This window comes from Streptomyces sp. NPDC006529 (genome assembly GCF_040611795.1).
Lineage (GTDB): Bacteria > Actinomycetota > Actinomycetes > Streptomycetales > Streptomycetaceae > Streptomyces.
Genome location: NZ_JBEXPB010000005.1, coordinates 41,315 through 53,391 on the forward strand (window position 1 = coordinate 41,315; position 12,077 = coordinate 53,391).

The window sequence follows — 12,077 nt, forward strand, 5'->3', positions numbered from 1 at the left end:
CGCGGCCCGGGCGGATCAGCCCTCCAGCAGCGTCCCCATCCACTCCTCGATTCCCGCCACCGTGCGGGGGAGCGCGCCCGACATCAGGCGCGCTCCTTGCGCGGTGACGACCAGGTCGTCCTCGATCCTGACTCCGATCCCTCGCAGCTCCGCCGGCAGCGTCTCGTCGTCCGGCTGGAGGTAGAGACCGGGCTCCACGGTGAGGACCTGCCCCTCCTCCAGCACCCCGTCCAGGTAGGTGTCCTCCCGCGCCTGGGCGCAGTCGTGGACGTCCAGGCCCAGCATGTGACCGCTGCTGCACAGGGTGTACCGGCGGTGCAGGTCGCCCTGCGCGTCCTTCAGGACGCCCCAGTCGGCGAGCCCCTCGGCGATGACGCGCATCCCGGCCCGGTGGAAGTCGCGGAAGCTGGCCCCGGGGCGCAGGGCGGCCATGCCCGCGTCCTGGGCGGCCAGCACCAGCTCGTACACCTGCCGCTGGACGGGTGAGAAGCGCCCCGAGAGCGGGAGGGTGCGGGTGATGTCGGCGGTGTAGAGGGAGTCGGTCTCCACGCCCGCGTCCAGGAGCAGCAGTTCGTCGCGGTTCAGGCGGCCGTCGTTGCGGATCCAGTGCAGCACGCAGGCGTGCGCGCCGGAGGCCGCGATCGTGTCGTAGCCGGTGCTGTTGCCCTCGGCGCGGGCGCGCAGCCCGAAGACCCCCTCGATCCAGCGCTCGCCGCGCGGGTGCTCCAGGGCGCGCGGCAGCGCCCGTACGACGTCCTCGAAACCGGCGGCCGTGTGGTCGACGGCGAGCTGCAACTGGCCCACTTCCCAGGCGTCCTTGACCAGCCGCAGCTCGGAGAGGACGGCGGCGAGCGCCGGGTCGTGCGCGGCGTTGCGGGCCTCGGGGGCGCCCAGGGTGTCCAGGTGGGCGCAGCGGATGCCGGTGAGCCGCTCGGCCTCGGCGAGGTCGGGGCGGCGGCCGACCCAGAACTCGCCGTAGCGGCGGTCCCGGTAGAATTCCTCGCTGCCGTCGGCGCGCGCGGAGCGGGGGCGCAGGTACAGGACGGCCTCGTGCCCGTGCGGCCCGGCCGGCTCCATCACCAGGACGTGCCCCACCTGGTCCTCGCCGGTGAGCCCGGTGAGCCACGCGTAGGCGCTGTGCGGGCGGAAGCGGTGGTCGCAGTCGTTGGAGCGGACCCTGAGTTCGCCCGCCGGGACGAGGAGCCGCTCGCCCGGGAAGCGGGCCGAGAGCCGTGCGCGCCGGGCCGGGGTGAGGGCGTGGGCGGCGACCCGGGCGTCGGCCGACAGCGGTGAGGCGGACCAGTTTCCGGACATGAAGGCGGACAACTCGGCCGATACTGGCAGATCGTGGCTGCCCGTATTGAGGCGGGAGGGGCGGTCGGTCACGAAAGCTCCCTGAGGTGACGTGAACTGGTGGGCGCACAGGGCTTGTCAGTGCAATTTCACATTACTATGTTACAGGTCACACGGTGAAACATTAATCCCCGTCAAACACCCTGTGACGCAAGGCAGTTGCGCGTTGCCGTTTCTCCGTGGTTCCCGCTGGTCCCGTACGTGTTTCCCCATGCCTCCCGCACGTGATCCGTACGGCCTTCCCACCCCCCTCACCGCATCAGGAGTCCCCGGTGTCCCAGCACAGAGCTGTGCGTACGTCCCTCCTCGCCGCCGCCATCACGGTGACCCTCCTCGCCTCGGCGGGCCAGGTCGTGGCCCAGACGGCCGGCGCGGGCTCCGCCCCGGCCCCCTCGACGTTCGCCCCGGGCACGCCCGCCGCCGCCCCGGCCGCCCAGGCCCCGGCGGGCAACCCCTTCGACGAGGTCGACCGCCTCGCCACCGCTCCCGCGCTCACCTCGGCGCCGGCCCCCGCCCCGGGCACCGGCCAGGAAGCGGGCCGGATCGCCGGGCCCGCCCCGTCGGCCGACCCGAGCGCCACCCGGCTCGCCGACCGCGGCGCGGAGAAGGCGGGCAAGGCCACCGCCCAGCGCACGGCGGGCAACGGCTCGCTCGCCGCGGGCGTCCCCTGCACCCTCGACGGCATCACGGGCCTGAGCCCCGAGCAGTTCGCCGACTTCCTCGGCGACACCGCGGTGACCGCGGACGGCTGTCTGCGCGGACTCATCTGGACCTGGGACGCCCGCCTCGCCCCGGTGATGTCCGATGCCCACGTCCAGGCCGTCTCCCGCCGGATATCCGGCCTGGCCGCCGCCCACGACGGCCGCAACTCCTCGCACCTGGAGGAGATGTTCACCTACCTGCACGCCGTCGCGTTCCACGACTACTCGCGCACCGAGATCGACGTGACGGACGCCCCGACGGTCGACGCGATGCGCCGCGCCATCGCCGACTTCGGCGGCGCCGCCCACACCTTCGACGTCACCGCCTCCAACGCCCGCACCCTGCGCGAGGCCCTCTACGCGGGCAGCGCCCCCGGGCTGCGCCAGCACCAGCTGGGCCTGATCAAGAAGGTCCTGCCCGTCCTGGACCCGGCCCACCCGCAGACCAACCAGGACGCCTCCTGGGCGGGCGCCGTGCTCGCCGGCCTGTCCGTGAACTACCTGGGCGTCTACCCGGGCAACCAGGACGCCGCCTTCCACGCGGCCGTCGCGGCCGACCCCGCCTACCGCGCGCTGTTCAAGGCCTACAGCACCTACGGCCACCTGAAGGACACCCCCAACGCCTGGGCGGCGCGCGACGCCATCAGCGAGTACGGCCGGTTCGGCCAGGTCGAGGGGCTCCAGCCGCAGATCACCGCCGACCTCGGCGCCCTCCTGGAAACCGTCAAGGCCACCTTCGGCAACGGCAGCCAGCCGTGGGCCAAGGTCGTCTCCTGGCTCAACACCTACAACGCCTGCAAGCAGTACGGGGTGTGCAAGGAGGACATCGAGAAGCAGCTCTTCCCCAACACCTACTCCTACGACAACGGCGGCATCAAGGTCCGCACCGCGCTCGACCGGGCCACCGTCGACCAGCTCTACTACGCGAGCAAGCAGGTCAAGACCCAGTTCCACCGGGTGCTCGGCACCGATCAGCCGCTCGCCGGAGACCCCAACACGAGCCTGAACATCGTGCTCTACGCCTCCCGCGCCGACTACGAGAACTACCACCCCATCCTCACCGGCATGGGCACCAACAACGGCGGCGTCTACATCGAGAACGGCGCCACCTTCTACACCTACCAGCGCCGGGTGCCGCAGGACTCCTCCCTCACCCTGGAGGAGCTGTTCCGCCACGAGTACACCCACTACCTCAACGGCCGCTACGCCGTACCGGGCTTCTTCGGCCAGGGCGCCTGGTACGAGAACGACCGCACGACCGCCATGGACGAGGGCACCGCGGAGTTCTTCGACGGCGCCACCCGCGACAACGGCATCGCGGTGCGCAAGTCCCTGGTCAAGGGCGTCATGAACGACACCGCCGGCGGCGGCCCGCGGATGAGCATCCAGCAGCTGCTGCACGCGACCTACGACGGTGACGGCTTCCGCTTCTACAACTACGCGGGCACGTTCTTCGAGTTCCTGTGGAACGAGAAGCCCTCCGCGCTGCGCGAGATGTACACCCACCTGCGCGCGAACGACGTGGCCGGCTTCGACGCCTGGCGCGTGCGGATGAGCACGGACACCTACCTCCAGCGGGACTACAACAAGTTCCTGGACGCGCAGATCGCCAAGGTCAACGACCTGTACGTGCCGAACACCGTCTTCACGCCCAACGACCGGCTGCGCGACTCCGCGCTCGCGTCGGTGAAGTCGGCCTTCGCCGGCGCCACGTACAACACCCCGGACTGCGTGGAGAACGGCGACCCCGGCAAGCGCCGGTTCACCTGTACCGGCCGCATCACGGCCACCCTGAAGAACTGGCGCAACGACGACCAGAACTTCAAGGACATGTCCGAGACGGTCGACTACTTCATCCTCGACCGGGCGGGCACGGTCTCCAACAACCTCGCCGACATGAACTGCTCCTTCGGCGCGGTGGAGATCTGGTCCAACAAGGTCGCGGGCACCTCGCCCTACAGCTGCGAGGGCCCGCTGCGCAGCTGATCCGGCTGCGGGCCGGTACGGACCCGAACGGGGGGCCGGACCGGCCCGGCCGCGTCCGGGGCCACACCCTGGATGCCCGATAAAGAATGTGACATATTACTGCCGTGCCCAAGATCCCAGCCACGGACGCACCCCTGGACGCCGTCATCATCGGCGCCGGCGTCGTCGGAGCCGCGTGCGCCTACTACGCCGCCCGCGCCGGACTCACCGTAGCCGTCGTCGACCGCGGCCCCGTCGCGGGCGGCACGACCGGCGCCGGCGAAGGCAACCTGCTCGTCTCCGACAAGGGGCCGGGCCCCGAACTCGACCTCGCGCTGCTCTCCACCGCCCTGTGGCGCGACCTGGCCGCCGCCCTCCCGGCGCAGACCGAGTACGAAGCCAAGGGCGGCCTCGTCGTCGCCCCCGACGAAGCCACCCTGAAGGCCCTGCGGGTCTTCGCCGACGGCCAGCGCGCCGTCGGCGTCACCGCCACCGAGGTGGCGCCGGACGCGCTCCACGACCTGGAGCCGCACCTCGCCCCCGGCCTCGCCGGCGGCTTCCACTACCCCCAGGACGCGCAGGTCCAGCCCGCCCAGGCCGCCGCCCGGCTGCTCGCGGCCTCCGGCGCCCGGGTCCACACCGGCGAGGAGGTCACCGCGATCCTCCGCGGCGCGGACGGCGCCGTACGGGGCGTGCGCACCCCGCGCCGCGAACTGCGCGCCCCGGCCGTCGTCAACGCGGCCGGCACCTGGGGCGGCCGGATCGCCGCCCTGGCGGGCACCACCCTGCCCGTCATGCCGCGCCGCGGCTTCGTCCTGGTCACCGAGCCCCTGCCGCGCGTCGTGCGGCACAAGGTGTACGCCGCCGACTACATCGCCGACGTCGCCAGCGGCTCCGCCGCCCTCCAGTCCTCCGCCGTGGTCGAGGGCACCCCCGCCGGGCCGGTCCTCATCGGCGCCACCCGCGAACGCGTCGGCTTCGACCGCACGCTGTCCACCGAGGCGCTGCGCCGCCTCGCCGCCCAGGCCGCCGCCCTCTTCCCGGTCCTCGCCGACGTCCGGGTGCTGCGCGCCTACCACGGCTTCCGCCCCTACCTCCCCGACCACCTCCCGGCGATCGGCCCCGACCCGCGGGTCCCCGGGCTGCTGCACGCCTGCGGCCACGAGGGCGCGGGCATCGGCCTCGCGCCCGGCACCGGCGCCCTGATCACCGCCGCCCTCACCGGCGGCGCGGCCCCCCTGGATCCCGGGCCGTTCCACCCCGACCGCTTCACGGAGGACGCATGATGGCCGGCCCGCGCCGCACCCGCCGACCCCGGGAACCGCGCGACCTCGTCGGCGGCGCGGCCCCGGCCGCCCACACCGTCGAGTTCGACGGCCGGACCCTGCCCGCGCAGAGCGGGCAGAGCATCGCCGCCGTCCTGTGGGCCGCCGGCATCCTCGCCTGGCGCACCACCCGCGAGGGCGGCGCCCCGCGCGGCGCGTTCTGCGGGATCGGCAGCTGCTACGACTGCCTCGTCACCGTCAACGGCCGCCCCAACCAGCGCGCCTGCCTGGTCCCGGCCCGGCCCGGGGACACCGTCACCACCCAGGAGGGAACCGGCCGTGCCGACCTCGCCGTCTGACCCCGCGGAAACCGGCGCCGAGCCGTACGGCCTCGCCGTCGTCGGGGCCGGGCCCGCCGGGCTCGCCGCCGCCGTGACCGCCGCCGACCTCGGCCTGCGCGTCGCCCTCGTGGACGCCGGGGAGCGGCCCGGGGGCCAGTACTACCGCCACCCCGCCCCGGCGCTCGGCGCCGAGCGGCCCGAGGCCCTGCACCACGACTGGGCCGCCTTCGCCACCCGCGAACGGCGCCTGCGCGCCCACGAGTCGGCGGGCCGGATCACCCACCTGCCCGCCCACCACGTCTGGACGGTCGTCCCCGACACCGCCGCGCCGGGCCGCTGGCTGCTGCACGCCGTCGCGGGGACCCGCGGCGAGGACGAGCGCGCCGTCACCCTCGCGGCCCGCGCCGTCCTGCTCGCCACCGGCGCCCACGAGCGCCACCTGCCCTTCCCGGGCTGGACCCTGCCGGGCGTCGTCGGCGCCGGGGGAGCGCAGGCCATGCTCAAGGGCGGCCTCGTGCTGCCCGGCCGCCGGATCGTGGTCGCGGGCAGCGGCCCCCTGCTGCTGGCGGTCGCCGGATCGCTGGCCGCCGCGGGGGCCCGGGTGCCCGCCGTGATCGAGGCCTCCGCCTACACGGCCTACGCGGGCCGCGTGCCCACGCTGCTGCGCAACCCCGGCAAGCTCGCCGAAGGCGCCGTCCACGGCGGGGCGCTGCTGCGCCACGGGGTGCGGCTGCTCACCCGGCACGCCGTCGTCGAAGCCGAGGGCAGGGACCGGGTGGAAGCCGTGGTCGTGGCCCGGCTCGACCGCGACTGGCGGCCCGTCCCCGGCACCGCGCGCCGGATCCCCTGCGACGCGCTCGCGGTGGGCCACGGGCTGCTGCCCCAGCTGGAACTCGCCACCGGCCTCGGCTGCGCCACCGTGCCCGCGGCGGACGGGACGGTGGCGCTCGACCTCGACGCGCAGGGGCGGACCTCCGTCCCCGGCATCTGGTCGGCCGGCGAGACCGGGGGGATCGGCGGTGCCGGACTCGCCCTGGCCGAGGGGGAGCTGGCGGCGCGCTCGGTCGCCGGACGGCCGGCCCCCGCCGCGCTGGTACGCCGCCGCGCCCGGCTGCGGGCCTTCGCCGACGCGATGGCCGCGGCCCACCGCCCGGGGGCCGGGTGGACCGGTTGGCTGCGGGACGACACGGACGTCTGCCGCTGCGAGGAGGTCCCGGCCGGGCGGATCCGGGAGGCCGTGGCCGACCTCGGCGCGCGGGACGCCCGTACGGTCAAACTGCTCACCCGCGCGGGCATGGGCTGGTGCCAGGGCCGGATGTGCGGCGCGGCCGTCGCCGCGCTCGCCGGCTCCGAAGCGGCCGCCGACCGGCGCCCGTTGTCCTGCCCGGTGCCGCTCGGTCAGCTGGCGGCCCTGTCGCTCCCCGAACCGGCGGCGGACCGATAGGTCCGCCGAGCGGCCGCCGATCGGGCGCTCCCGGCTCTTGTGGCCGGTCTGCGGGTACTAGTAAAATGTCACACATCACATAAGGAGTTCTGTCATGACCGACGCGCCCACCCCCGCGCCCAGCACCGCCCCGCCCCGCAACCGCCCCTGGCACGGCATCATGGTCGCCACCGCGCTGCCGCTGCGCGAGGACCTCTCCGTCGACTACGACGCCTACGCCGAGCACGTGGCCTGGCTGATCGCCAACGGCTGCGACGGCGTCGTCCCCAACGGCTCGCTGGGCGAGTACCAGACCCTCACCGACGAGGAGCGCGCTTGCGTCGTGCGCACCGCCGTCGAGGCCGCGGGCGACGGCGACCGCGTCATGCCCGGCGTCGCCGCCTACGGCAGCGCCGAGGCCCGCCGCTGGACCGAGCAGGCCGCCGAAGCGGGCGCCGGCTCCGTCCTGCTGCTCCCGCCGAACGCCTTCCGCGCCGACCACGACACCGTACGCGCCCACTACGCCGAGGTCGCCAAGGCCGGCGTGCCCGTCGTCGCGTACAACAACCCCATCGACACCAAGGTCGACCTGGTCCCGCAGCTGCTCGCCCGGCTGCACGCCGACGGCAGCATCGTCGCCGTCAAGGAGTTCACCGGCGACGTCCGGCGCGCCTACGAGATCGCCGAACTCGCCCCCGGCCTCGACCTGCTGATCGGCTCCGACGACGTCCTGCTCGAACTCGCGCTGGCCGGCGCCGTCGGCTGGATCGCCGGATACCCCAACGCCCTGCCGAACTCCTGCGCCGCCCTGTACCGCGCCGCCGTCGCCGGTGACCTGGAGACCGCGCTGCCGCTGTACAAGTCCCTGCACCCGCTGCTGCGCTGGGACTCCAAGACCGAGTTCGTCCAGGCCATCAAGCTGTCCATGGACCTCGCGGGCCGACCCGGCGGCGCCGTCCGCCCGCCCCGCTTCCCGCTCACGGGCGAGACCGAGGCGGCCGTCCGGGCCGCCACCGAGAAGGCCCTCGCCGAGGGCCTGAACTAACCCCGCCCGCGCGGTCCGTCCAGCCGGCACACCAGCCCGAGATCCCAGGGGGACTCCATGCGCACCCGCCACGTCTACCACGCCGTGGACTCACACACCGAGGGCATGCCCACCCGGGTGATCACCGGCGGAGTCGGGGTGATCCCCGGCGCCACCATGGCCGACAAGCGGCTCCACTTCATCGCGCACATGGACCACGTCCGCACCCTGCTGATGAACGAACCGCGCGGACACGCGGCGATGAGCGGGGCCATCCTCCAGCCGCCCACCCGCCCCGACGCCGATTTCGGGGTTCTCTACATCGAGGTGTCGGGCCTGCTCCCGATGTGCGGCCACGGCACCATCGGCGTCGCCACCGTCCTCGTCGAGACCGGCATGGTGGCGGTCGTGGAGCCCGTCACCACGGTCCGGCTCGACACCCCGGCGGGCCTGGTCAGCGTGGACGTCCAGGTCAAGGACGGGGTGGCCGAGCACGTCACCCTCACCAACGTCCCCTCCTTCTGCGTCGGCCTCGACCTGAAGACCGAGGTCCCCGGCTACGGCACGGTCACCTACGACCTCGCCTACGGCGGCAACTTCTACGCCTTCGTCGAACTGGACGCCCTCGGCCTGCCCTTCGACCGGGCCCGCGGCAACGACCTGCTCGCCGCCGGGCTCGCGATCATGGACGCGATCAACGCGGGCGAGAACCGGCCCGTCCACCCGGAGAACCCCTCCATCGGCGGGGTCAAGCACGTCTACCTCGCCGCCCCCGGCTCCGACGCCGAGCGCTCCCGGCACGCGATGGCCATCCACCCCGGCTGGTTCGACCGCTCGCCCTGCGGTACGGGAACCTCCGCGCGGATGGCCCAGCTGCACGCCCGCGGCCTCCTCCCGCTCGGCCGGGACTTCGTCAACGAGTCCTTCATCGGCACCGAGTTCACCGGCCGGCTGGTCTGCGAAACCACCGTCGGCGACCTGCCCGCCGTAGTCCCGACCGTCACCGGCCGGGCCTGGATCACCGGCACCGCCCAGTACTTCCTCGACCCGTCCGACCCCTTCCCCGGAGGGTTCCAGCTGTGACCGCCGAGCACCCCGAACCGGCCGGGCGCACCGAGGCGGCCGGGCACTCCCGCGCGGCCGAGCAGGCGTACCCGCCGGTGCGCACCACCGACTACCACGCCGCCGGAGAACCCTTCCGGATCGTCACCGGTGGCCTGCCGCCCATCCCCGGCGACACCGTGGCCGAGCGCTGCGCCACCGCCATCGGCCCCGGCGGCAGCGGCACCGCGCCGCGCCGGGGCGCGCTGGACGACGTACGCCGCCTCCTCGTCCAGGAACCGCGCGGACACGCCGGGATGTACGGAGGGTTCGTGGTCCCGCCGGACGACGACGGGGCGCACTTCGGGGTGCTCTTCTGGCACAAGGACGGCTACTCCACCGCCTGCGGGCACGGCACGATGGCGCTCGGCGCCTGGGCCGTGGACAGCGGGCTGGTCCCCGCCCCGCGCGACGGGGACGTCCAGGTGCGCATCGACGTGCCCTCCGGGCGGGTCACCGCCACCGTCCACCGCTCCGAGGGCCGCACCACCGGGGTCACCTTCCGCAACGTCCCGGCCCGGGTCACCGCCCGCAAGGTGCCCGTCGCCACCTCCTTCGGGGTGGCCGAGGTGGACCTCGCGCACGCCGGGGCCTGTTACGCCTCCGTCGCCGCCCGCGAACTGGGGCTGGGCACCGGCCGGGACGCGCTGCCCGCGCTGGTCCGCGCCGGGCAGGAGATCCGGGCGGCGCTGGCCGCGCACCCCGGCACCTGGCACCCGGGCGGTCCGCTGCTGTCGGGGGTGTACGGGGTGATCCTGCACGAGGAGCTGCCCGACACCCCCTTCGGCCCGCACCAGCGCAACGTCACCGTCTTCGCCGACGGCCAGATCGACCGCTCGCCCTGCGGATCCGGCACCTCCGCCCGCCTCGCCCTGCTCGCCGAGGACGGGCGGCTCGGCGCGCACGAGGACCTGCTCCACGAATCGGTCGTCGGCACCGTCTTCACCGGCCGGTTCCTGCGGCCCGCCGGCGCGGCGGCCGAGCCCGTCGGGCTGGTCACCGAGGTCACCGGCACCGCCCACCGCACCGGCGAGCACGTCTTCGTACGCGACCCGCACGACGCCCTCGGCACCGGGTTCACGCTGTGAGCGCCGGCGGCGCCGCCCCCGCCGGGCTGCCGCAGTTCGGCGCCGAGCGGATGGCGGCCCTGCTCACCCCGGCCGCCGCCGCCGACGCGCTGGCCGAGGCGCTGCACGCCGGGCCCGATCCGGAGAGCTGCCCGCAGCGGACCGCGCTCGCGGTGCCCGGCGGGGAGCTGCTGCTGATGCCGGCCGCGTCCGGTGCGTACGCCGGGGTGAAGATCGCCGGGGTGGCTCCCGGCAACCCCGCGCGCGGACTGCCCCGGATCACCGGGTCCTACCTGCTGCTGGACGGCCCCACGCTGCGCCCGCTGGCCCTGTTCGACGGGGCGGCCCTCACCGCGCTGCGCACCCCGGCGGTCTCCGCCCTGGCGCTGCGGTACCTGGCTCCGGCCGGGCGGCCGCTGCGGCTGGTGCTGTTCGGGTCGGGCCCCCAGGCGTACGGGCACCTCGACGCGGTGCTCGCGGTGCGGGAGGTCGCGGAGGCGGTGGTGGTGGCGCGGGACCCGGCGGGGGCCGGGAAGCTGGCCGCGTACGCCCGTACCGTCGGCGTGCCCGCCCGCACCGGCGGCCCCGGGGACGTGGCGGACGCTGACCTCGTCGTCTGCTGCACCACGGCCCGCGAACCGCTCTTCGACGGGCGGCTCGTGCGGCCCGGCGCCACGGTGGTCGCGGTGGGCTCGCACGAACCGGACGCCCGGGAGACGGACACGGCCCTGGTGCGGAGGGCCGCCGTGTACGTCGAGTCCCGGGCGGCCGCGCTGCGGGAGGCGGGGGACCTGCTGATCCCGGAGGCGGAGGGGGCCATCGGGCCCGGTCATATCAGCGGCACCCTGGCTGACCTGGTCGCGGGCCGGTCGGGGGGCGCGAGGGGGCAGAGTTGTCCACAGCTCTTCAAGAGCGTGGGCATGGCCTGGGAGGATCTTGCCGTGGCGGTGGCCTTGTACACCGCGGCCGGGGGCCACAGCGAAACGTGACATTGTACGCTGTGCCTCTGCGATTCTCGGAGGAAAAGCTATGGGTGACCTGAAGCAGCACAGTCTCATCAAGGCCCAGGAGCGGCTGCGCGACCAGGTCGGACATGCCCTTCGGGCCGCCCTGATAGCGGGTGAACTCCGGCCGGGGAACGTCTATTCGGCGCCCGGTCTGGCCGCCGAACTGGGGGTCTCGGCCACCCCGGTGCGCGAGGCCATGCTCGACCTGGCGCGCGAGGGCCTGGTGGAGCCCGTCCGCAACAAGGGGTTCCGGATCACCGAGGTCAGCGAGCGGGACCTCGACCAGTACACCGAACTGCGCACGATGATCGAGGTGCCGACCATCGGCCGGGTCACCGAGATCGCCACTGCCGCGCAACTGGAGGCGCTGCGGCCGATCGCCGAGGAGATCGTCACCAGCGCCCGCGAGCACAACCTCATCGGCTACCTGGAGGCGGACCGCCGCTTCCACCTGTCGCTCCTGGCCCTCGCGGGCAACGACCGGCTCGTCGAGACGGTCGGCGACCTGCGCAAGCGCTCCCGGCTGTACGGGCTCACCGGCCTCGACGAGGCGGGCAAGCTGGTCTCCTCCGCCGAGGAACACGTCGAACTGCTCGACCTGATGATCGCGGGCGACGCGGCGGCGGCCGAGGCCTGCATGACCCGGCACCTGGGGCACGTCCGCTCGCTGTGGGCGCAGGGCCGCGACGAGCCCGTGGGCCGCGGCGCGTCCCGCCTCGGTGGCGGTACGGCCGTCAAGGCCTGAAAGGCAGGGTCAAGGCCTGATCCGGCGCGGTCACAGCCTGACCCGGTGGGGTCAAGGCCCGGCCCGGCCGGGCGTCGGCCAACCG

10 protein-coding genes are annotated in these 12,077 nt (G+C 74.4%); 9 read left to right on the forward strand and 1 reads right to left on the reverse strand.

What is annotated here, in order from left to right; all coding sequences use genetic code 11:
* Window positions 1–15 precede the first annotated feature (15 nt).
* Window positions 16–1,386 (reverse strand): aminopeptidase P family protein, encoded by a 1,371-nt coding sequence (locus ABZY31_RS06270; protein WP_356405387.1) that lies wholly within the window; start codon window positions 1,384–1,386, stop codon window positions 16–18.
* A 239-nt stretch (window positions 1,387–1,625) separates the two neighbouring features.
* Here ABZY31_RS06270 and ABZY31_RS06275 point away from each other — a divergent pair, with 239 nt between their 5' ends.
* The 9 genes from ABZY31_RS06275 to ABZY31_RS06315 all read left to right on the forward strand — a co-directional run bounded on the left by ABZY31_RS06275 (window position 1,626) and on the right by ABZY31_RS06315 (window position 11,992).
* Window positions 1,626–4,040, forward strand: a complete 2,415-nt coding sequence (locus ABZY31_RS06275) for a collagenase (RefSeq protein WP_356405389.1) — start codon at window positions 1,626–1,628, stop codon at window positions 4,038–4,040.
* A gap of 113 nt (window positions 4,041–4,153) precedes the next feature.
* On the forward strand, window positions 4,154–5,305 hold the full coding sequence (locus ABZY31_RS06280; RefSeq protein WP_356405642.1) for an FAD-binding oxidoreductase: 1,152 nt from the start codon (window positions 4,154–4,156) through the stop codon (window positions 5,303–5,305).
* Window positions 5,302–5,643, forward strand: a complete 342-nt coding sequence (locus ABZY31_RS06285) for a (2Fe-2S)-binding protein (RefSeq protein WP_356405391.1) — start codon at window positions 5,302–5,304, stop codon at window positions 5,641–5,643. The genes ABZY31_RS06280 and ABZY31_RS06285 overlap by 4 nt, the downstream gene beginning before the upstream one ends.
* A complete protein-coding gene (locus tag ABZY31_RS06290) occupies window positions 5,624–7,069 on the forward strand; it encodes an NAD(P)/FAD-dependent oxidoreductase (protein WP_356405392.1) in 1,446 nt (481 codons plus the stop codon). The genes ABZY31_RS06285 and ABZY31_RS06290 overlap by 20 nt, the downstream gene beginning before the upstream one ends.
* 94 nt (window positions 7,070–7,163) lie before the next feature.
* The gene (locus ABZY31_RS06295) at window positions 7,164–8,093 is read left to right on the forward strand and encodes a dihydrodipicolinate synthase family protein (RefSeq protein WP_356405394.1); all 930 of its coding nucleotides are present in this window, start codon (window positions 7,164–7,166) and stop codon (window positions 8,091–8,093) included.
* A 57-nt stretch (window positions 8,094–8,150) separates the two neighbouring features.
* On the forward strand, window positions 8,151–9,155 hold the full coding sequence (locus ABZY31_RS06300) for a proline racemase family protein (RefSeq protein ID WP_356405395.1): 1,005 nt from the start codon (window positions 8,151–8,153) through the stop codon (window positions 9,153–9,155).
* 77 nt (window positions 9,156–9,232) lie between these two features.
* The gene (locus ABZY31_RS06305) at window positions 9,233–10,261 is read left to right on the forward strand and encodes a proline racemase family protein (RefSeq protein WP_356405644.1); all 1,029 of its coding nucleotides are present in this window, start codon (window positions 9,233–9,235) and stop codon (window positions 10,259–10,261) included.
* Window positions 10,258–11,229, forward strand: a complete 972-nt coding sequence (locus ABZY31_RS06310; RefSeq protein ID WP_356405397.1) for an ornithine cyclodeaminase family protein — start codon at window positions 10,258–10,260, stop codon at window positions 11,227–11,229. The genes ABZY31_RS06305 and ABZY31_RS06310 overlap by 4 nt, the downstream gene beginning before the upstream one ends.
* A 40-nt stretch (window positions 11,230–11,269) precedes the next feature.
* Entirely contained in the window at window positions 11,270–11,992 is a 723-nt protein-coding gene (locus ABZY31_RS06315) for a GntR family transcriptional regulator (RefSeq protein WP_356405399.1), read from the forward strand.
* Window positions 11,993–12,077 lie beyond the last annotated feature (85 nt).